This window comes from Nocardia sp. NPDC050717 (genome assembly GCF_040654275.1).
Taxonomy (GTDB): Bacteria; Actinomycetota; Actinomycetes; order Mycobacteriales; family Mycobacteriaceae; genus Nocardia.
On record NZ_JBFAHR010000010.1, the window covers coordinates 76,420 to 96,463 of the forward strand.

Consider the following 20,044-nt stretch of genomic DNA (forward strand, 5'->3'; position numbering starts at 1 on the left):
ATGACCACGCTCGAACTCGCGGCGCCGCGGGCCAGGGTGCCGGGGCGACGGCCGCGATGGCTCTCCCTCGGCCTGCGGGCCGCCCTGCCCGCTGCGCTCGTGCTGGCCTGGTGGGTGGGCTCGGCGACCGGCGCCCTCTCCCCGCGCGTGCTCGCCGGTCCCGCCGCGGTGTGGTCGGCCCTGCTGGAACTGGCCGAGAGCGGTCAGCTGCTCGATTTCGCGCTGGCCTCGTTCGGCCGGGCCGCGGCGGGCGTCGCCCTCGGCGTCGGCGTCGGCCTGGTGTTCGGCCTGCTGTCGGGCCTGTCGAGCCTGGGCGAGGAACTGGTCGACTCGACGATGCAGATCGTGCGGGCCGTGCCCTTCCTCGCGCTGGTGCCGCTGTTCATCTCCTGGTTCGGCATCGACGAGCTCTACAAGGTGCTGCTGATCGCCGTGGCGACCACCGCGCCCATGTACGCCTACACCTACCTCGGTGTCCGCAACGTCGACCGCAAGATGGTCGAGGCCGCCCGCGGTTTCGGTCTCACCGGCACCCGGCTCGTCGTCGAGGTGATCGTGCCCGCCGCGCTGCCCGGCATCCTGATGGCGCTGCGCGTGTGCCTCTCGATCAGCATCACCGGGCTCATCGCGGCCGAGCAGGTGGGCACCCAGCAGGGCGTCGGCTATCTGGTGACGCTGGCCCAGGAATACAACCGCACCGACTACATGGTGCTGTGCGTGGTGCTCTACGCGCTGCTCGGTCTGGTGTTCGACGCACTCGTACGGCTCGCGGAACGCTACGCGATGCCCTGGCGCGCACAGGTGGCGATCCGATGACGACGACGACAGCCGCCCCCATCGATCCGGCCGCCGGCCACCGGGAGCCGGTCGCGGTCTCGATCACGGGACTGCGCAAGGCCTTCGGGACCAAGACCGTCCTCGACGGCGTCGACCTGACCATCCGGCGCGGTGAGTTCGTGGTGCTGCTCGGTCCGAGCGGTACCGGGAAGACCACCCTGTTGCGACTGCTCACCGGCCTCGAGACACCCGACGCCGGTGAGGTGCTGGTGCCGCCCCGGCGCACCACCGTCTATCAGGAGCCCCGGCTCATTCCGTCCAAGCGGGTGCTGGCCAATGTGCTCGTGGGACTGCGCCGCACCAGGACTCAGCGCGAGGCCGGGCTGCGCGCCCTGCGCGAGGTACACCTCGACGGCAAGGCCGGGCAGTGGCCCGCCACCCTGTCCGGCGGCGAGGCCCAGCGCGCCGCCCTGGCCAGGGCACTGGTGCGGGAACCCGAGCTGCTGCTGCTCGACGAGCCGTTCGCCGCGCTGGACGCGCTGACGCGGCTGCGGATGCAGGACCTGGTGGGCGATCTCGTCGCCCGGCACCGGCCCGCGGTGCTGATGGTCACCCACGACGTCGACGAGGCGATCCGGCTCGCCGATCGGGTGATCATCCTCGACCACGGCCGCTTCGCCGTCGACGACGTGATCGACCTGCCGCACCCGCGCGACCACGCCGCGGCCGAAACCCTCGGCTACCGCACGCGATTCCTCGCCCATCTCGGCGTCGGACCAGAACCAAGGAGCACGTCATGACCGAAACCCTGTGGTACACCCGCTGCCCGGTGCCGACCGCGAGCGGCCTCGCGCACAGTCTCGGCTGGCTCGGCGCGACCGCGGCGGAGGCGGGCCTGGAGTTCGGCGTCCTGCAGGACGCGGGCCCCGAACTGGCGGGCCACCACTTCCTGCACGACCTGCCCGGCCTGATCCGCGAGGGCGGCAATGTGCCCGCGCTGGCCGCACGGGCCCAGGGCTCGCCGACCCGGCTGGTCGGTCTCACCTGGATCGACGAGGCACAGGCCATCCTGGTCGGCCCGGACTCGCCCGTCACCGATGCCGCCGGTCTGGCCGGGCTGCGGGTGGGCGTTCCGGGGTGGGCCCAGGATCAGGCGCGCAGCTTTCCGCGGGCGATGGCCCTGCACGGCTTCGCCAACGCCTTGCGCCCGGCGGGGCTGACGCTGGCCGACGTACGGATCGTCGAGCTCGATGTCGAGCGGGATCCCCAGGTGCGCACCGAGATCCAGTCCTCGCGCCGGTCGACCACGTGGGGTGTCGAGGAGTTGCTCGCGGGCGAGGTCGACGCCGTCTATGTCAAGGGCGCCCGCGCGGCGGAGGTGGCGACAGCGAACGGGCTGCGCGTCGCGGTCGACCTGGACGCCTCGGCGACCCGGCGCCTGCGGGTCAACAACGGCACCCCGCGCCCGATCACGGTGCACGCGGACCTGCTCGAGTCCCGGCCCGAGGTCGTGATCGGGTTCCTCGCCCAGAGCCTGCGCGCCGCCGACTGGGCGGCAGGCGACCTCGACGGGGTCCGCGCGGTCCTGCAGCGTGAAACGCTGTCCGGTCCCGAGGGGGTCGCCGCGGCCTACGGCACCGAGTTCCACCGCGGCCTGCACCCCTCGCTCGCCGACGACCGGGTGGAACTGCTCGGCGTGCAGAAGCAGTTCCTCTACACCCACGGCTTCCTGGCCGCCGACTTCGACCTCGAATCCTGGGTCGCCCCCGAGCCGTTGGCGCGGGCGCGCGAACTCGTCGCCGCCGAGCGGGTGCCCGCATGAGCGAGTTCGTCTGGAAACTGCCGAGCCGCGGCGACGGTCGCCGCGCCCGGCCCGCGCTGCGCGGCCGCGGCGGTTTCGGTCCACCGCCACCGCACACGGTGGCCACCGACGTGCGTCCCGGCCGCTTCGGTCCCTTCGACGACCTGGCTCAGATCGTCGACGCCGCGGAACTCACCGGCTTCGACGGCGTCCTCGCCCCCTACGACCCCCTCGGCGAGGAATCCTGGATCGTCGCGGGCGCCGCCCTGCGGGCCACCCGCTATTCGCACGTCACCGTCGAATTCCAGCCCGCCTTCGGCACTCCGGTGTACGCGGCGAAGATGTCGGCCACCCTGCAACGACATTCGCGGGCACGGTTGCGGTGGCAGCTCGCGGTGGAGACGGAGGCGGCGGAGGCCCGAGCCCGCGGCGACCGGGTCGAGGGTGACGAACGCTACCGGCGCGCCGCGGAATTCCTCACCGTCGCCCGGGGCGTGTGGAACGAGACCGAGGTCGGCGCGGCAGGCTTCGCGGGCACCGGGTTCGAGTACACGGGCCGGTACTACGACGTCGTCGACGGCGGTTTCCGCGGCATCCTGTCCGGACTGCCGTTCCCGACCGTCCAGCTGAGTGGCACCTCGGCCGCGGCCCTCGCGCTGTCGGCCGCACACGGCGACGTCCACGTGTTCGGCGAAGAACGCGACGGAATCGCCGGTGCCGTCGCGGAACTGGGTGAGCGGGCCGCCGCCGCGGGCCGCACGGTGGGGGTCGCGCTGGAACTGCCGATCATCGCCAGGGAGACCGAGGACGAGGCCTGGGCCAGGGTGCACCGGCAGTGGGCGGAGACGGGCAGGCCCGGCTCGGCGGCCGAGCACGCGCTCGGTGACGGGCGCTGGGCCGGCTTCGACGCGCTCGGCTACGACCGGCCCATCGGCCTGGTCGGCAGCTACGAACAGGTCGCCCGGCAGCTCTCGGTCTACGAGCTCGCGGGTGTGCGGACCTTCGTGCTCGCCGGGCATCCGAACATCGAGGAGATCCACCGCGCGGGCGAGCATCTGCTGTTCCGCGTCGACCCCGCGGGCCGCACCCGCGCGCAGGAGGCCACCGCATGAGCATCGATGTCTACTGGCGCATCGGCATGGAGGGTGATCACGCCTCCCTGCGCACGCCGCGCCGCTACAACCGGGGCAATGCGGGCGGTTACGGGCCGGGCAACATCGCCCCGGCCGTTCGCGGTGGGGAACTGGACGAATACAGCTACCTCGACCACATGGCCGCGGTCGCCAAGGCCTCGGAATCGGCGGGCTTCCTCGGTGGGCTGCTGCCCTCGTTCCCGGTGACCGACGACCCGTGGGCGGTGTCCGCCGCGCTGGCCGCCGAGACCACCACCTACCGCTTCATGGTCGCCTTCCAGCCCGGCTTCCTGCACCCGGTGCAGGCGGCCAGGATGTCGGCCGGTCTGCAACGGGCCACCGGCGGCAGGCTCGTCTACAACATCATCAGCGGCGGCGGTGGTCCCGCCCAGTTGTGGTGGGGCGACAAGGTTTCCCACGACGATCGCTACGCGCGCACCAGTGAATTCCTCGACGTGCTGCGCGGCGTGTGGGACGGCGAGCCGTTCGACCACGACGGCCGCTTCTTCCACACCGAGGGCGCCGCGCTGCCGCCGGGCCTGGCCGGTCAGCCGTTCCCCGAGGTCTACTTCTCGGGGTCCTCCGGCGCCGCCGTGGCCGCCGCGGGCCGCCATGCCGACTACTACCTGTCCTGGCTCGAGCCCTTCGCCGACCTGCGCGCCAAGTTCGACCGCGTCCGCGTCGACGCCGACAAGCTCGGGCGCACACCGAAGTTCGCCGTCCGCATCGACATCGTCGCCCGGCACACCGAGGAAGCGGCCTGGGCTGAGGTCGAGAAGGGCTGGGCCTTCGTCGACCGCGCGGCGGCCGATCGCGCCGCGCAGGGCGACTCCGTCGGTGCCGCGCGCATCGCGGGCTGGGTACCCGAAACCATCACCGGCTACCGCGATCTCGAGGTCCAGCCCAATGTCTGGTGCGGCTTCAGCCTCATCCGCGGCGGCCCCGCCTTCGGCCTCGTCGGCAGCTACGAGCAGGTGGCCCAACGGCTCGACGAACTGATCGAGCTGGGCGTCGACGCGTTCATCCTCGCGGGCAATCCGCACCTGGAGGAGGCGTATCGCGTCGGCGAGGAAGTCCTGCCCCTGCTCGGCCGCTCCCGGCTCACCACCCCGTCCACCGAGACCGTCCTCGCGACGGCCCGATAACGCAGGAGACCCACCGATGACCACCACCGAAACCCGCGTGCCGGAAGCCGTCACGGCCTTCGTCGACGCGGTGACCCGCGATGCCGAGACCGCGTTCCGTGTCTTCCGTGACACCGGCACCGTCACCGGCAACGGCACCGTCAACTTCGTCGAGCGGGTGCCGGGCGAGGAGATCGCCGTGGCCCTCAACGCGCCGGGGCCGTGGGCCGCCGACCAGCGCGTCGCGCCCGTCGTCGCCACCTTCGACGGAGATGTGCTGTCCGGCACCGGATCCGCCGGTTTCGTCACCGGCTACGCGAAGGTCTTCCGCGCGCATCCGGAGATCACCTCCGTCGTGCACATCCACACCCCGTGGCTGGGTGGCTGGGCGCAGACGCACCGCACCCTGCCGATCCGCTACGCCGCCTCCCAGCGGCTCACCCTGTCCCGCGAGATCCCGCCGCACATCGACCGCACGATCGGCGCGGGCGAGTTCATTCTCGACCGGCTCGAACACGACCCGCACCTGGTCGCGATCTTCGAGGCCAACGGCGGCGCCAACGTGATCGGGCGCGCGGGGCTGCTGGAACTGGCGAAGTTCGTGGTCCTGCTCGAGGAGGGCGCGCAGTACCAGGCCATCGCCGAAAGCCTGGGCGGCTCGGTCGAATTCGATCCGTCCAACCTCGCGGTGCAGTGGAGCCGCAGCGGTCTGGCCGACGAGGCCCGCCGGCTCGGCCTGATCGGAGACGCGCGATGAGCCTGCGGGTCGGCTACTTCCCCCACAACAACTCGCTGTTCGTCCTGCGGCACCGCGGCGTGCTCGAACAGCTGCTGCCCGACGTCGAATGGGTGGACCTGCGCGCGCTGCCGCAGGCCGCCCGCGTGGATCCGAAAAGCGGTCTGCCCGGCGAACATTCGGACTGGCTGTTCACCGAGGGCGGCTACGACGTCATCGGCACCGGCTTCACCCCGCCGCTGACCGCGCTGGCGAATCAGCGCGACATCGTCTACCTCGGCATCTCGGGCCCGCGGGTGGAGAACGGGCGACTCGTCGCGACCGCGAACAGCGGCATCACCTCCGCGGCGGACCTGAAGGGCAAGCGGGTCGGCATCGCGCACGGCTCGTGGCAGACCACGCTGTTGCTGTTCGCCCTCGACCGGGTCGGCCTGACCTGGGCCGACATCGAGCCGGTCGACGTCGACGTGCGCGGCGGCGGGACGGCCCTGCTGGCCGGTGAGCTCGACGCCTGGGTCGGCACCTACCCCGGCCTGGGCGAGGTGGAAGCCGCCACCGCGCTCACGACCCTGGTCGACACCGCCTCGGTGTTCAGCCATCCGTCGCTGTGGTTCACCCGCCGCGACCTGGCCGAGAGCGATCGCGGTGCCGTCGAAGCGGTGCTGACGGCACTGCGCGCGTCGGATGCCTGGATCACCGCGCATCCGCGTTCCGCCGCGCAGTACTTCGTCGACGACGCGCGCTCGCGCGGCGTGCCCGCCGACCTGGACGCCTGGGAGGCCGCGCTGCGCGGACGCCCGTTCGGCGTGCACCCGGTGAGCGCGGACTTCCTCGACGAGCAGCAGCGCGCCGCCGACCTGCTGGTCGCCAACGGCCTGCTGCCCCGCGCGATCGACGTGCGTTCGGCGGTCCTGCCGTGGATCGGCGAGTTCCTCGCGGAACCGGCGGGCACCCCGGCCTGAGCCGTACGCGACGATGCCCCGGTACCGCGTCGGTACCGGGGCATCGTGCTGCGGGGGTGGATCAGCGTGCGGGTTGGGGGTCGTTTCGGTCCGGACTGATACGGCGAGACTCGAACCAATAGGTCAGGGAAACGGTGGCGTAGGACGCCACGACCACGGCTGCGGTCACCAGCAGAATCGCGACGATCAACGGAATCAGCAAAGCCATGCTGTCCTCCTCGCGGTACGGTAGATGAGCGATGAAGGTGGTGGTCAGCGCCTCGTCGCGCCGTTGGTGGGCATGCCCCGCGCTATCGATGGTAGGGCCACGGCGCGAGGGGAGCACGGCGCGACGGCTGTGACGGCGGTCATGGTTTCGCCGGAGTGTCGTCCGCGTCATCGAAGCGGCCTGAGGTTGAATGTTCAATAGATCTGGGGTTCTACCGCGTCACGAGTTCTCGACATCGGCTTCACCATGATGAACATCCGACGAAGGAGCAACGATCGTGAGCATGATCCTGGCTGTGCTGGACAGTGCCGTTCTCGCCCAGGTCGGCAACCCCACGCCGGAGGCCCCGCCGATGGCGGACAAGATCCTGCAGTTGGGCCGGTACTTCACCTGGATGATCCTGCTGTCCGGCGTCACCGCCATCACCTATGGCGGCGGCCGCTTCGCCTGGGAGAAGTGGAGCGGCGGCGGACTGCAGTCGCCGAAGATGATCGCCAGCGCCATGGCGGGCGGTGCCGTGGCGACCAGTGCGGGCACGATCATGAACGCCGTGATCGGGGCCTGACCCGCGGTCCCGTGGCGCCCGTCCCGGACTAGGGTCGAAGTGTGCGTATCTTCCTCGCCGGCGCCACGGGCGTCATCGGAACACGGTTGGTGCCCTTGCTGGTCGAGGCCGGGCACGAGGTGGCGGGCCTGACCCGCTCCGCGAACAAGTCGGCCGCCCTGCGGGCCGCGGGTGTGCGACCGGTCGTGCTCGACGTCTACGACACGGCCGGGCTCACCGCGGCGGTCGTCGACTTCGCGCCGGAGCTGGTGATGCACCAGCTCACCGACCTGCCCGACGACGTGGCCATGCTCGCCACCTCCGCCGAGGCGAACGCGCGCATCCGCAGCGAGGGCACCGCGAATCTGCTCGCCGCCGCGGCGGCCGCGGGCGCGACACGCTTTCTCGCGCAGAGCATCGCGTGGGAGCCGCCCGCGGGCCGCGGCGCCGTGATCGCGGCACACGAGTCCGCGGTGCTCGAGGCGGGCGGCGTGGTGCTGCGCTACGGCCAGTTCTACGGTCCCGGCACCTATTACGAGACCACGCCGCCGGAACATCCACGCATCCATGTCGATTCGGCCGCGGCGCGCACGGTGGACCTGCTCGAGGCGCCCTCGGGGACCGTGGTCGTCGTCGAACCCGTGGAATAGCCGAGACCGCGGGGCAGGCCGCCATTCGATAGTCGGCACCTATCATGGCGGGATGGAGCTGCGTCATGTCCGGTATCTGCTCGCCGTCGCCGACCACGGCAATTTCACGCGCGCGGCCGAGGCGCTGCACATCTCGCAGCCGACGCTGTCGCAGCAGATCAAGCAGCTCGAACGGCTGCTCGGGGTCCAGTTGCTCGACCGGTCGGGGCGCACCGTCCGGCTCACCGACGCCGGCGCGGCGTACGCGCGGCACGCCCGCGACGCGCTGCGCGACCTCGAGGCGGGCGAGCGAGCCGTACACGACGTCCAGGACCTGAGCCGGGGACATCTGCGGGTGGCGACCACCCCGACGATCACCGCCTATCTCATCGGTCCGTTGATGCACGAGTTCCATCGCGCGTTTCCGGAGGTCACGGTCGCGGTCACCGAGGCCACCCAGGATCGGATCGAGGAGGACCTGCTGGCCGACGCGCTCGACCTCGGCATCGCGTTCAGTGGCGGCCACGCGGCCGGGATCGGCGCCGACGCGCTGTTCACCGAGAACCTGAGCCTGGTGGTGGGGTCGGCGCACCCGCTGGCGAGCCGGCCGGGCCCGGTTCCGATCCAGGAGCTGGCCGTCCAGCCGCTGGCGCTGCTGAGCCGGGACTTCGCCACCCGCAACCACATCGACGACCATCTCGTCGCGTCCGGCGTCGCGCCGCGGACGGCGATCGAGGCGAACACGATCACCGCGCTCGTCGCGTTCACCCGTCGCGGCACACTCGCCACCGTCCTGCCCGACGCGATCGCCCACGCGCACCCCGACCTGCGGCCGGTCGCCCTCGATCCGGGGTTGCCGAGCCGGACCGTGGAGCTGCTGCGGCGCGACACGGCCTACCACTCCGCGGCGGCCCGGGCCTTCACCGCGATCGTCCGGCGCGAAGCGGGGCATTTCCAGCTATAGACACCAGCAATGAAAATGGTTGAAACTGGATATTTGACGCTATAACTCCTGGCGGGCAGGGTGGAAATCGGGCACACACACCGAGTCCGACCACCACCGAGGGGAGCGTTCCATGTCCGATCTGGCCCAGGGCGTCACGCGGTTCCAGCACGACGTGTTTCCCGGCAAGGCGGCGTTGTTCGCCGATCTGGCGACCACCCACTCGCCCCACACCCTGTTCATCGGCTGCTCCGACGCCAGGGTCGTCCCGGAGCTGATCACGAGCAGCGAGCCGGGGGAATTGTTCGTGATCCGTACCGCGGGCAATCTCGTGCCCGCCTACAGCCCCGGCGGTGACGGCGTCGCGGCCAGCATCGAATACGCGGTCGCGGTGCTCGGCGTCACCCGGATCGTGGTCTGTGGTCACTCCGGCTGCGGCGCGATGACCGCGGTGGCCGAACACCACGACCTCACCGCGATGCCCACGATCGCGCAGTGGCTGCGGCACACCGATGCCGCCGCCGCGCTGGTCGGCGCCGCGACCGACCGGGTGCCACGGCTGGTCCGCGCCAATGTCGCCGCGCAGCTGTCGAATCTGGCCACCCATCCCGCCGTGGCCCGCGGCCTCGCCGCCGGGACCCTGCACGCCGAGGGCTGGGTGTTCGACATCGCCTCGGGCGAGGTCGACCTCGTCGGGCACAGCGGTTCCGAGACCGCGGCCTGATCCACTCCGAAGAAAGGAAACGCACATGGTGCACGCACAGTTCGATCCCTCCGCCCGTCAGGCCCTGGCGGTCGCCGCCGTGGCGGCGAAGACCGCCAAGGACCTGACCTGGCAGGAGATCGCCGACGCGGCCGGCCTCTCGGTCGCCTTCGTCACCGCCGCGGTCCTCGGCCAGCACGCGCTGCCCGAGCGGTCCGCCGTGGCCGTCGCCGACCTGCTCGGCCTCGACGCCGACGCCGCGGCTCTGCTGCAGACGATTCCCACCCGCGGCTCGATTCCCGGTGGCGTCCCGACCGATCCGACCATCTACCGCTTCCACGAGATGCTGCAGGTCTACGGCACGACGCTCAAGGCGCTGGTCCACGAGCAGTTCGGCGACGGCATCATCAGCGCCATCAACTTCCGGCTCGACGTCCGCAAGGTCGCCGACCCCGAGGGCGGCGAACGCGCCGTGATCACCCTCGACGGAAAGTACCTGCCCACCAAGCCGTTCTGAGGAGTGACATGGACTTCGCACAGCACACCATCGAGCTCGCCCGCCGCAATGTCGCCGAGGGCGGTCGCCCGTTCGCGACCGTCATCGTCAAGGACGGCGAGATCCTGGCCGAGAGCCCGAATCTGGTCGCGCAGACCAGCGATCCCACCGCGCACGCGGAGATCCTCGCCATCCGCGCGGCGTGCACAACACTGGGCACCGAGCATCTGATCGGCGCCACGATCTACATCCTCGCGCTGCCGTGCCCCATGTGCCTGGGGGCGCTGTACTACTGTTCGCCCGACGAGGTCGTGTTCCTCACCACCAGGGACGCCTACGAACCGCACTACGTCGACGACCGGAAGTACTTCGAGCTCAACACCTTCTACGACGAGATCGCCACGCCGTGGGAGGAACGCCGCCTGCCGATGCGGCACGCACCGCGCGCGGACGCGGTCGAGGTATACCGGTTCTGGCGGGAACGCAACGGCGGCGAACGCCGGGTCGCCGGCGCGCCGACCGGCGCTAACTGAGCAGCCAGCCCGGCACGGGATCGAGCCGGGGGAACAGCGCCGAGGCCTGGGCCACCAGCTGCGTGGGACGTGTGGTGTCCGTGGTGGCCTTGCCGCTGGTGAGGACGGCGCCCGAGAGGCCGCGCGCGGGATCGGCCCAGCCGTACTGGGTGGTCAATCCGCTGCGGCCGAAATGGAACTCGGTGTGGCGCCCGAACTTCGAGCGCCTGCCGCCGAGCTCGAATCCCGCCCGGCTCACCCGCCCCGCCGCGCCCGGCATCCGATCGGCGGGGCGGATCGCCGCGCGCAGGCTGTCCGGCCGCAGGATGCGCACGCCGTCGAGTTCGCCACCGCGCGTGAGGATCTCGTAGAACCGGGACAGCTCCGCCGCGGTGGTGACGAGATTCCCGGACGGCAGTTCCGCGGTGAGGAAGGCGTCGTTGTCGGCCTTGGACGCGTTGTCCATCCGGCCGCCCAGCGCCTTGCGTGCCAGCAAGCCCGCCAGCCGGGAGGGCGGCGGGCCGGTCTTGACGCTGGGCACCACCTTGTCGACGTCGGCGGGGTCGACGCCGAAGTTCGTCCACCGGAACCCGAGCGGTTCGAGGACCTGTTCGGCCACGTGCTCGCGCATCCGTTTGCCGGTGGCCCGCTGGACGAGCAGCCGCTGGATCAGTCCGCTGGTCAAGGCGTGGTAGACGCGGAAGCGGCCCGGCGGCCAGCTCGGGACCAGCTCGGCCAGCACGGTGACGGCGAGTTCCTCGTCCATGACCGCGGCCGTGCCGGAGTGCGGCGCGGTGATGAAGGGGATGCCCGCCGAATGCGACAGCACGTCACCGAGGGTGATCCGGTCCTTGCCGTGTGCCGCGAACTCCGGAATGTAGCGGCAGACAGGATCGTCCAGGGCTAAGGCGCCCTGTTCGGCGAGCATGGTCATCACCGTGGCGGCGACGCCCTTGGCGGTGGAGAACCCGCAGAACGGGGTCTGCGGTGTCACGAGCACCTTGTCCGCGTCGGCCGGGTCGGTCGGCGCGTTGCCCCATCCGTGCCCGATCGCCCGGTTCAGCACGACCTTCCCGTGGCGCCGCAGGCACACCTGGATCGCCGGGGTGGTTCCCATCGTGTACCAGTCCCGCACCGAGGCCCACAGCGCCTCGGCCGCGGGCGAGGACGAGTCGTCCTCCTCGCCGCGGGTCGTCACCGCGTCGAGGTCGTCGGACACCGGGACCAGCCTGCCAGGAGAAGCACCCATCCAGCCACCCTACCGAGGCCGGGGGCGGCCTCTCGGGTCCCGATCAGGGGAACTGGCCACGCAGGACGCAGAACTCGTTGCCCTCGGGGTCGGCGAGCACGACCCACGTCTGTTCGCCCTGGCCGATGTCGGCGCGGCGGGCGCCGAGCCCGAGCAGCCGCTCGACCTCGGCGTCCTGGTCGACGTCGGTGGGATTGACGTCGATGTGGAGCCGGTTCTTGACGGTCTTGCCTTCGGGCACCCGGATGAAGGACAGGGTCGGCGGCACCGGGCCGGGTCGCTTCTTGCCCTCGGGGACGAGCGGTGAGCCGATGGAGACGTACTCGTCGCCGTCGACGTCCTGCACCTCGTAACCCAGGACCGCGCACCAGAACCGGGCCAGGCCCCGTGGGTCGGCGCAGTCGATCGCGAGCTCGGTGAACTTGCTGGTCATCTCGAGAGTCCCCGTCCTGTCGTGGTGCACCTCGCATCGAGGCTAGCCGTGGGGCGCCGCCCTGTCCGCCGGATTTTCGTGGCGGCGCCCCGCGGTCAGCCGTCGACCTCGACCAGGGTGGGGGAGCGGTCCGCGGCGGCCACCCCACGGCGGGCGTAGGCCCGCACGTCGGCATCGGGATCGGTGACCGCCGAGGCGAGCGCGTCGACCGCGGCCGCATCGCCCGGCCAGGTCGACAGCGCCAGCACCGCAGCCTTGCGCACGTCGAGGTGGCGATCGGCCAGCGCCTCCGTCAGCGGCGTGACCGCGTCGTCGGCCGCCGCCCCGGCCAGGCCGCGCGCCGCGCCGACCCGGACCTGCCAGGCCGGGTCGCGCAGCGCCGCGACCAGCAGCGGGAGGTCGGTCTCGGCCGCGCCGAGCGTCGCGTAGGCCGCGGCCGCGGCGGCCCGGACCAGCGGATCGGGATCGGTGGCGAGCACACGGACGACCTCGGTGCCGCCTGCGCCGATCGCGGACAGCCCGTGCGCGACGGCGACGCGCACCTCGCGATTGACATCGCCCGCGAGCGTGGCCACGGCCGCGGCGTCGTCGAGCGACACCAGCGCCCGCACCGCCTCGATCCGCACCCGATGATCGGAATCGGCCAGTGCCGCACGATATTCCGTCGCGGTGCCGGCCCGCAGCGCCCGCAGCAGGTCCACCACGGTCGCCCGGACCAGCGGATCGGGGGATCGTAGCTCCCCGGCCAGCCCGCCCGCGCCGGGCAGCACCTCGATCAGCTCGCGCAGACTCTCGGCGGCGGCCCGGCGCACCGAGGCCGCCTGGTCGGCGAGTGCCAGGACCAGCTCGTCGGCGAATCCGTCGGGGGTGTTCTCGGTGAGCACCGACAGCGCCGCCACCCGCACCACGGGGTCGGGATCGCGCAGATAGCTCGCCAGGTCCTCGACGGTGGGCGAATCCAGCGACAGCAGCGTCACCACGCGCGGCGATCCCGGCGAGGCGGGCGCGGGTTCGGCGCGCACCGTGGCCGCACGCTGGGGCGCGCGGGTGGCCACGAGTTCCGGCTGCGCGATCACCTCGACGATCGGCTCGGCCGAGGGGACGTCGTCGAGGCCGGGCACCGGCACCAGATACGGTGCGACCGAACGCTTCACGAACTCCATCGACCCGTCCGCGGTCTTGCGCAGGTTGAGGTGGAAGTTCCACGCGGCGTCGTCGCGGTCGGGCAGGTCGGCCCGATCGTGGTAGAGGCCCCACCGGGATTCGGTGCGCGTCAGCGAACTGCGCGCCGCCATCTCCGCGCAGTCGCGGATGAACGACACCTCCGCCGCCCGCATCAGCTCGTGCGGCGTGTGCGCCCCGATCCCCGCGACCTCCTCCCGCATCCGCTCGAAGGTCTCGACCGCGATCGAGAGCTTGGCGGCGGTCTTGGGCGGTGCCACATAGTCGTTCACGAACCGGCGCAGCTTGTACTCCACCTGGGGCTGCGGCGGACCCTCCGGCTGACGCAGCGGCCGGTAGATCAGCTCGTGCGCCTCGGCGAGCTGATCGGCGGGGAGCGCCTCGGGTGCCTCGACCTCGGTCAGGGTGGACGCGGCGTGCGCGCCGGCGAGGTCGCCGTAGACGAACGCGCCGATCATGTAGTTGTGCGGCACGCACGCCAGGTCGCCCGCGGCGTACAGGCCGGGGACGGTGGTCCGCGCGTTGTCGTCGACCCACACTCCGGACGCGGAATGTCCACCGCACAAACCGATCTCGGAGATGTGCATCTCGATGTCGTGGGTGCGGTAGTCGTGGCCGCGGTTGGCGTGGAAGGTGCCGCGGGTCGGGCGCTCGGTGGTGTGCAGGATCGATTCGAGGGTCGACAGCGTCTCGTCCGGCAGGTGCGAGACCTTGAGATAGATGGGGCCGCGGGCGGATTCGATCTCCTGCTTCACCTCGGCCATCATCTGCCCCGACCAGTAGTCGGAATCGACGAAGCGTTCGCCCTCGGCGTTGACCTGGTACCCGCCGAACGGGTTGGCGACGTAGGCGCAGGCGGGGCCGTTGTAGTCCTTGATGAGCGGATTGATCTGGAAGCACTCGATTCCGGAGAGCTCAGCGCCGGCGTGGTAGGCCATGGCGTACCCGTCACCCGCATTCGTCGGGTTCTCGTAGGTGCCGTACAGATAGCCCGAGGCGGGCAAACCCAGGCGGCCACACGGCCCGGTCGCCAGGATCACCGCCTTCGCGCCCACCGCCACGAACTCACCCGTGCGGGTGTTCAGCGCCGCGGCGCCGACGGCGCGACCGGCCTCGGTGAGCACCCGCACCGGCATGAGCCGGTTCTCGATGCGGATCCGCTCCCGCATCTTCCGCTGTCGCAGCACGCGATACAGCGCCTTCTTGACGTCCTTGCCCTCGGGCATGGGCAGCACGTACGAGCCGGAGCGGTGGACCCGGCGCACCGCGTACTCGCCGTACTCGTCCTTCTCGAATTTCACGCCGTAGCGCTCCAGCCGCTGCACCATGGCGAAACCCCGTGTCGCCGTCTGGTACACGGTCCGCTGATCCACGATGCCGTCGTTGGCGCGGGTGATCTCGGCGACGTAGTCGGCCGGTTCGGCCTTGCCGGGGATGACGGCGTTGTTGACTCCGTCCATCCCCATCGCGAGCGCGCCGGAGTGGCGCACGTGCGCCTTCTCCAGCAGCAGCACGTTCGCGCCGGACTCGGCGGCGGTGAGCGCGGCCATGGTGCCCGCGGTGCCGCCGCCGATCACCAGCACGTCGCAGTCGAGGCGCACCGGATCGGACAGGTCGGGGATGTTCACAGTGCCTCCAGGATTCGGGCCCGGGTGGCGCTCCGGTCGACCGGTTCGCGCGGCTCGGGCACCTCGACGAGGGTGCGCAGCGTGCCGTCGCCGAGTACGGCGATCCGGTCGCCGAGCAGCAGCGCCTCGTCGAGGTCGTGGGTGACGAAAACGATCGTGGTGGGATGCGCGCGCCAGGTGTCGACGAGCAGGCGCTGCATCTCCGCGCGGGTCTGGCTGTCGAGCGCCCCGAACGGTTCGTCCATGAGCACCGCGCGGGGCGACCCGGCCAGGCTGCGGGCCAGCTGCACGCGTTGCCGCATGCCGCCGGAGAGATCGCGCGGCAGATAGTCGGCGTAGCCGGTGAGCCCGACCTCGTCGAGCCAGCGCCGGGCCCGCTCCGCGCGGTCGGCGCGGGCGACACCGCGAAGGCGCAGGGCCAGTTCGACATTGGCGCGCGCGGTCCGCCACGGCAGCAGCGCGTCGTCCTGGAAGACCAGCGCCCGATCCGCGGACGGCGCGGTGACCGGGTCGCCGTCGGCGCGGATCACGCCGCCGCTGGGCAGGCGCAGACCGGCGATGGCGCGCAGCAGGGTCGACTTGCCGCAGCCGGACTTGCCGACCAGGACCAGGATCTCGCCCGGCGCGATCTCGAGGTCGAGGTCACGCACGACGGTCTTGGCGCCGTAGCCGACGCGGACGGAGTCCAGGCTGAGCCGCATGCCCACCGAGACGGCGGACGTGGTGGTGGTGGTCATGACGCGACCTCTCTCGGCAGCCAGCGGGTCACCCGGCGGCCTGCCAGTTCGACGATGCCGGAGGTGAGGAAGCCGAGCACGCCGATGGTGATCATCCCGACGAACACGGCCGGATAGTCGACGATGGTGTAGGACTGCCAGGTGCGGTAGCCGATGCCGAGCCTGCCGGAGATCATCTCCGCCGAGATCAGGCAGATCCAGGCCACGCCCATGCCCACCGACAGACCGCTGAACACACCGGGCAGGATGCCGGGCAGCACCACCCTGGTCAGGACCTCCCGGCGCGAGGCGCCCAGGGTGCGGATGGCGTCCTCCCAGATGGTCGGCAGCGCCCTGGTGGCGTGCCGGGTGCTCACCAGCACGGGGAACAGCGAGGCGGTGAACGTGATGAACACGATGCCGGATTCGTCGCTGGGGAAGAGCAGGATCGCCACGGGCACCAGCGCGATCGCCGGGATCGGGCGGACCAGCTCGGCCAGCGGGCCGAACACGTCGGCCAGCACGCGCGAGCGGCCCAGCCCGATGCCGGCCAGCACGCCCACCGCGGCGGCCAGCCCGAAGCCGGTGACGATGCGGATCAGCGATTGCGCCACGTCGACGTAGTACTGACCGGTGCCGAGGTGCTCGCCGAACTCGGCGATGATCTCGGTGACCGTCGGCAGCGTGTCGAAGCGCAGCACCGCCCGCACGTCGTTGGCAGTGAGCAGTTGCCACAGGGCGATGGCCAGCGCCACCGACGTGACGCGGAGGATCCTGGACCGCCAGGGAGCACGGTCGGCCTTCGCGACGACCTCGGCGGGTGGCGTTGTCGCGGCGGCGCCGGCGCCGGAACCGGTGTCGGTGGACGACGGTCCGGTCCGGTCGACCGGACCGTCGGCGCGGACCGGCGCGGGCGCCTCGGAGAGCCCGCTCATCCGCGGACTTCCGCGACGGCCTGCGCGTAGGTGACCGGCGCTGCGGCGGGATGGGCGGCCCGGTAGCGGTCGGCGGCGGCCTGCGTGGTGAACGGCAGGTACCGGGCGTCCTCGCGCAGCCAGATCGCCTTGTCGGCGAACCAGCGGGTGCCCAGCTCGGCGTCGGGCAGATAGACGGCCCTGATCTTCTTGCCCTGCGCCTGCGCGGCCTGCACGCCGCGCAGCAGGCAGGCGGGATTCGCGGCGGGCTGTGGCCGGTCGGCGCCCTCGATCCAGATCTCGCCCGCCAGAGCCGGATCCTGAACCGGCACAGCGCAGATCGGGTCGGTGCCGGTCACCTTGCTCGGGTTGACCAGCGAGGCGAGCTCGGTGTCGTACCCGCCGCGGCCCGTCTCGGTGAAGGCCTGCCGCAGCGGACCGTCCTGGACGAACGCGTCGATGTCGAGGTCGGCGAAGTCGCCGATCGACTTCAGATACGTGACATCGTCTTTGAACGCCGCGATCAGTTCCGGCTTGAGCGTGGTGTCGAAACTGGTGCCGCCAGGCCCGTTGTAGAGGTAGACGACCTCGGCGGGCAGCCCCGAGCCCTTCGCGACGAGATCGGCCGCCTCGAACGGCTTCTCGTTGAGGAAGGCGGTCGCGTCCAGCTGGGCCGCCAGAAACGCCTGCAGCACCTCGGGATGTTCGGCCGCGTAGGCGCGGCGCGCGACGACACCGTGGAAGGTCGGCACGTTCAGCTCGGCGCCGTCGTAGAGGAGCTTGGCCTTGTCCTGCTGCACCAGCAGGCCCGGCCACGCCACGAACTGCGACAGCGCGCTCACCTGATGCGATTCCAGGGCGGTGGCGCCCACCTGCGGCTGCTGGTTGAGCACCTCCACGCCCTTGGCCGGATCGATCCCGGCGCGGGTCAGCGCCTGCACGAGGGTGCCGTGGCCCGCCGAGCCGACACTCGCCGAGATCTTCTGCCCGGCCAGCTCGGTGAGCGAGCGCGCGGGCGAATCCTTCGGCACCACCACCATGTTCAGCGCGCCCTTGGGGTTGTAGCCGGTGATCGACACCAGCTCGGTGCGCGCGCGGTCGTTGGCCTGGGTGCGGGAGCCGTTGATGAGCAACGGGTAGTCGCCCATCGAGCCGATATCGATCTTCTCGGCCACCATCTGGGCGGTGATGGGGGCGCCGGTGTCGTAGTCCTGCCACTCCACCTGGTACTTCGCGCCGCCGGCGTCGGTGATGCGCTGGAGCCGCTGCTCCAGATATCCCTGCGCGCGCAGCAGTGTGCCCGCGGTGACGGTGTTGATGGTCTTGGACTGGTAGCCGATGACGACCTTGACGGTGCCCGCGGGCGCGGCATCGGTGGTGTCGAGCGAGCAGCCCGCCGCGGCGAGCGCGACGGCGAGCAGGACGGGGGCGAGACGGGTGAACTTCATGCGTGGATTCCCGGGATCAACGGAGCAGATAGGGCATGTTGACGGTGACGGCGCCGGTAGGACAGCGGGCCGCGCAGGGCCCGCAGTACCAGCACTCGTCGACGTGCATGTAGGCCTTGCCCGAATCCTCATGGATGGCAAGGGAATCGAGGGGACACATGTCGACGCACAGGGTGCAGCCGGTGATGCACAGCGATTCGTCGATCGTCACCGGGACGTCGGCGCGCTGGGGGACCAGAGCCATCTAGAGGACCTTCCATTCGGGGGCGCCGCGGGTGAGGCTGCCGCGCATCGTGATGCGGTCACCGCGCATGCGGATGTACTCGAGGTCGACGGGCCTGCCGTCGTCGAGGTGGGTCAGGCGCTCGAGCATCAGCAGGGGAGCGCCGGGCGGGGTGTCGAGGGTGGTGGCGGTGTGCGGGTCGGCCGCGACCGCCTCCAGGGCGAGGTCGGCCGCGCCGAGCGACTGCCCGGTGACCTGCTCGAGCAGGACGAACACGTCGGTCGTCGCGAGATCGTGCGCCAGCACCGCGGCGCCGACGTCGGGGGCCAGATAGGTGAGATCCAGGCTCAGCGGCAGCTCGGCGAGGAACCGCAGCCGCTCGATGTAGACGACCCGTTCCCCGGGCGCCAGACCGAGCCTGCGCGCCACCGCGGGGGGAGCGGTGATGTGGGTGGCGGCGCGGACCTCGTTGCGGACGGTGCCGTGCTCGGTGAGCGTCTCCTGCAGGCCGCGCAGCGTGTCCAGACCGTGGTCGAACTTGCGGGCGGCGACGCGGGTGCCGACCTTGGGCGCGCGGTCGATGAGCCCCTCGTCGCGCAGCAGGGCCAGCGCTTCGCGCACGGTGTTGCGTGAGGTGTCGTGTTCGGCGGCCAGTTCCTGCTCGCCGGGCAACGTGCCCTGGACGGCGCCCGCCAGGATCTGGTGGCGCAGGATGTCGGCCACCCGGCGCGCCCGATCGGCGCGGTGGCCACGGAGCTGGGTGGGTTCCGCGGTGGCGGTTGTCTCGCTGACCTGCATGAACAGCGACGATAGCGGCCGTTTCGGTGGCCGGATTCCGGCCGCGAACACCCCGGAATTCAGGGGATGTTTCTGCGCCGGGTGGGGGGTGGCCGGGACCTGCGGTGATCGCGCGCCGAGCCGCTATTGCGCCACCCCGGCGTGGCCGGGCGACATTGCGATCACGCCGATCGCAATGTCGCCGGGGCTCAGGGCTGGCCGGGCTTGAGGAGGATGAACAGGCCGTTGGCCTCGGCGCAGAGCCGCTCGCCGTCGTGCATCGTGGCGCGCAGATACACCTTGCGGCCGTCGACGCGCTCGACCCAGGCCCGGACGGTCAGCTCGCGGTTGAGCGGAGTGATCGAGCGGTAGTCGACGGTGAGCGAGGCGGTCCGGGTGACGGCCTTGGTGTGCACCGCGGCGGTCATGCCGAGGATGTCGTCGAAGGCGAGCCCGATCTGGCCACCGTGCGCGGCACTGTTGCCGCCCAGGTGGAAGGTGCGGAACGTCAGCTTGGCGGTCACACCGTCGATGTCGGCGCTGTCGACGGTGTACGGCGGCAGCGTGATGTTGCCGCGCGAGGGCAGGTCGGTGCGCGTCCAGCTGGGGGCCGACCACTCGTCCACGACCGCCTCGTCCAGGCGCGCGTTGAGCTGCTCGAGGGTGGCGATCACGTCCTTGGCCAGTTCGTCGGACGGGTTGATCAGGCGGGCCTTGTCCATCAGGGTTCGCACCTGCTCGATCAGCTCCCCGTAGTGCGGGCCACCGATCGTCTTGTCCTGCATCGCGGCCCTGCGCTGCTGGATCAACTCGGTGACCGGCCGGAATCCGCCTTCGTGGTGTTCTGCGTCCGGCAGCGACGCGCCGAGGTGTGTATCGTCCATATGCAACACGTTATCGCTGCCG

At 71.3% G+C, this 20,044-nt stretch carries 23 protein-coding genes; 13 read left to right on the forward strand and 10 right to left on the reverse strand.

Going from position 1 to position 20,044, the window contains the following annotated elements; all coding sequences use genetic code 11:
- Genes AB0H56_RS20515 through AB0H56_RS20545 form a run of 7 tightly spaced genes read left to right on the forward strand, consistent with a single transcriptional unit; the run spans position 1 to position 6,533 of the window.
- A complete protein-coding gene (locus AB0H56_RS20515) occupies positions 1-816 on the forward strand; it encodes an ABC transporter permease (RefSeq protein ID WP_357165445.1) in 816 nt (271 codons plus the stop codon).
- A complete protein-coding gene (locus AB0H56_RS20520) occupies positions 813-1,577 on the forward strand; it encodes an ATP-binding cassette domain-containing protein (protein WP_357165448.1) in 765 nt (254 codons plus the stop codon). The genes AB0H56_RS20515 and AB0H56_RS20520 overlap by 4 nt, the downstream gene beginning before the upstream one ends.
- The gene (locus AB0H56_RS20525; protein ID WP_357165451.1) at positions 1,574-2,599 is read left to right on the forward strand and encodes an ABC transporter substrate-binding protein; all 1,026 of its coding nucleotides are present in this window, start codon (positions 1,574-1,576) and stop codon (positions 2,597-2,599) included. The genes AB0H56_RS20520 and AB0H56_RS20525 overlap by 4 nt, the downstream gene beginning before the upstream one ends.
- A complete protein-coding gene (locus tag AB0H56_RS20530) occupies positions 2,596-3,690 on the forward strand; it encodes an LLM class flavin-dependent oxidoreductase (RefSeq protein ID WP_357165453.1) in 1,095 nt (364 codons plus the stop codon). Before AB0H56_RS20525 ends, AB0H56_RS20530 begins: the two co-directional genes overlap by 4 nt.
- Positions 3,687-4,856, forward strand: coding sequence for an LLM class flavin-dependent oxidoreductase (locus AB0H56_RS20535; RefSeq protein WP_357165456.1), 1,170 nt, complete (start codon positions 3,687-3,689; stop codon positions 4,854-4,856). The genes AB0H56_RS20530 and AB0H56_RS20535 overlap by 4 nt, the downstream gene beginning before the upstream one ends.
- A gap of 16 nt (positions 4,857-4,872) precedes the next feature.
- Positions 4,873-5,592 (forward strand): class II aldolase/adducin family protein, encoded by a 720-nt coding sequence (locus AB0H56_RS20540; protein WP_357165459.1) that lies wholly within the window; start codon positions 4,873-4,875, stop codon positions 5,590-5,592.
- The gene (locus tag AB0H56_RS20545) at positions 5,589-6,533 is read left to right on the forward strand and encodes an ABC transporter substrate-binding protein (protein WP_357165462.1); all 945 of its coding nucleotides are present in this window, start codon (positions 5,589-5,591) and stop codon (positions 6,531-6,533) included. Before AB0H56_RS20540 ends, AB0H56_RS20545 begins: the two co-directional genes overlap by 4 nt.
- Before the next feature lie 61 nt (positions 6,534-6,594).
- Here the strand turns inward: AB0H56_RS20545 and AB0H56_RS20550 are convergent, their stop codons facing one another.
- Positions 6,595-6,741: a hypothetical protein gene (locus AB0H56_RS20550; RefSeq protein WP_357165465.1), complete on the reverse strand. Its 147-nt coding sequence runs from the start codon at positions 6,739-6,741 to the stop codon at positions 6,595-6,597.
- A gap of 283 nt (positions 6,742-7,024) precedes the next feature.
- Here AB0H56_RS20550 and AB0H56_RS20555 point away from each other — a divergent pair, with 283 nt between their 5' ends.
- From AB0H56_RS20555 to AB0H56_RS20580, 6 genes are all read left to right on the forward strand, one after another.
- Positions 7,025-7,306: a hypothetical protein gene (locus tag AB0H56_RS20555; RefSeq protein ID WP_110038598.1), complete on the forward strand. Its 282-nt coding sequence runs from the start codon at positions 7,025-7,027 to the stop codon at positions 7,304-7,306.
- Positions 7,307-7,347: 41 nt separating this feature from the next.
- Complete coding sequence (locus AB0H56_RS20560) at positions 7,348-7,935, forward strand: NAD-dependent epimerase/dehydratase family protein (RefSeq protein WP_357165468.1); 588 nt, start codon at positions 7,348-7,350, stop codon at positions 7,933-7,935.
- A gap of 52 nt (positions 7,936-7,987) precedes the next feature.
- On the forward strand, positions 7,988-8,878 hold the full coding sequence (gene cynR / locus AB0H56_RS20565; RefSeq protein ID WP_357165471.1) for a transcriptional regulator CynR: 891 nt from the start codon (positions 7,988-7,990) through the stop codon (positions 8,876-8,878).
- Between the two features lie 112 nt (positions 8,879-8,990).
- Positions 8,991-9,581 (forward strand): carbonic anhydrase, encoded by a 591-nt coding sequence (locus AB0H56_RS20570; RefSeq protein ID WP_357165474.1) that lies wholly within the window; start codon positions 8,991-8,993, stop codon positions 9,579-9,581.
- Between the two features lie 25 nt (positions 9,582-9,606).
- The gene (gene cynS, locus AB0H56_RS20575) at positions 9,607-10,077 is read left to right on the forward strand and encodes a cyanase (protein WP_357165477.1); all 471 of its coding nucleotides are present in this window, start codon (positions 9,607-9,609) and stop codon (positions 10,075-10,077) included.
- An 8-nt stretch (positions 10,078-10,085) separates the two neighbouring features.
- On the forward strand, positions 10,086-10,589 hold the full coding sequence (locus AB0H56_RS20580) for a nucleoside deaminase (protein ID WP_357165480.1): 504 nt from the start codon (positions 10,086-10,088) through the stop codon (positions 10,587-10,589).
- Here the strand turns inward: AB0H56_RS20580 and AB0H56_RS20585 are convergent.
- The 9 genes from AB0H56_RS20585 to AB0H56_RS20625 all read right to left on the reverse strand — a co-directional run bounded on the left by AB0H56_RS20585 (position 10,582) and on the right by AB0H56_RS20625 (position 20,022).
- On the reverse strand, positions 10,582-11,817 hold the full coding sequence (locus AB0H56_RS20585; RefSeq protein WP_357165483.1) for a serine hydrolase: 1,236 nt from the start codon (positions 11,815-11,817) through the stop codon (positions 10,582-10,584). The two genes, AB0H56_RS20580 and AB0H56_RS20585, sit on opposite strands and share 8 nt — an antisense overlap.
- Positions 11,818-11,860: 43 nt before the next feature.
- A complete protein-coding gene (locus tag AB0H56_RS20590; RefSeq protein ID WP_357165486.1) occupies positions 11,861-12,250 on the reverse strand; it encodes a VOC family protein in 390 nt (129 codons plus the stop codon).
- Between the two features lie 95 nt (positions 12,251-12,345).
- Entirely contained in the window at positions 12,346-15,060 is a 2,715-nt protein-coding gene (locus tag AB0H56_RS20595; protein ID WP_357165489.1) for a fumarate reductase/succinate dehydrogenase flavoprotein subunit, read from the reverse strand.
- Positions 15,057-15,797: an ABC transporter ATP-binding protein gene (locus tag AB0H56_RS20600; protein ID WP_357165492.1), complete on the reverse strand. Its 741-nt coding sequence runs from the start codon at positions 15,795-15,797 to the stop codon at positions 15,057-15,059. Before AB0H56_RS20600 ends, AB0H56_RS20595 begins: the two co-directional genes overlap by 4 nt.
- Positions 15,794-16,711 carry an ABC transporter permease gene (locus tag AB0H56_RS20605; protein WP_357165495.1) on the reverse strand — a complete coding sequence of 306 codons (918 nt, stop codon included), beginning with the start codon at positions 16,709-16,711 and terminating at the stop codon, positions 15,794-15,796. The genes AB0H56_RS20600 and AB0H56_RS20605 overlap by 4 nt, the downstream gene beginning before the upstream one ends.
- Positions 16,708-18,138: an ABC transporter substrate-binding protein gene (locus tag AB0H56_RS20610; RefSeq protein ID WP_357165497.1), complete on the reverse strand. Its 1,431-nt coding sequence runs from the start codon at positions 18,136-18,138 to the stop codon at positions 16,708-16,710. The genes AB0H56_RS20605 and AB0H56_RS20610 overlap by 4 nt, the downstream gene beginning before the upstream one ends.
- Before the next feature lie 16 nt (positions 18,139-18,154).
- Positions 18,155-18,382 (reverse strand): ferredoxin family protein, encoded by a 228-nt coding sequence (locus AB0H56_RS20615; RefSeq protein WP_019046727.1) that lies wholly within the window; start codon positions 18,380-18,382, stop codon positions 18,155-18,157.
- Positions 18,383-19,159, reverse strand: coding sequence for a GntR family transcriptional regulator (locus tag AB0H56_RS20620; protein WP_357165500.1), 777 nt, complete (start codon positions 19,157-19,159; stop codon positions 18,383-18,385).
- A 188-nt stretch (positions 19,160-19,347) separates the two neighbouring features.
- Complete coding sequence (locus AB0H56_RS20625) at positions 19,348-20,022, reverse strand: PaaI family thioesterase (RefSeq protein ID WP_357165503.1); 675 nt, start codon at positions 20,020-20,022, stop codon at positions 19,348-19,350.
- Between the last annotated feature and the right edge of the window lie 22 nt (positions 20,023-20,044).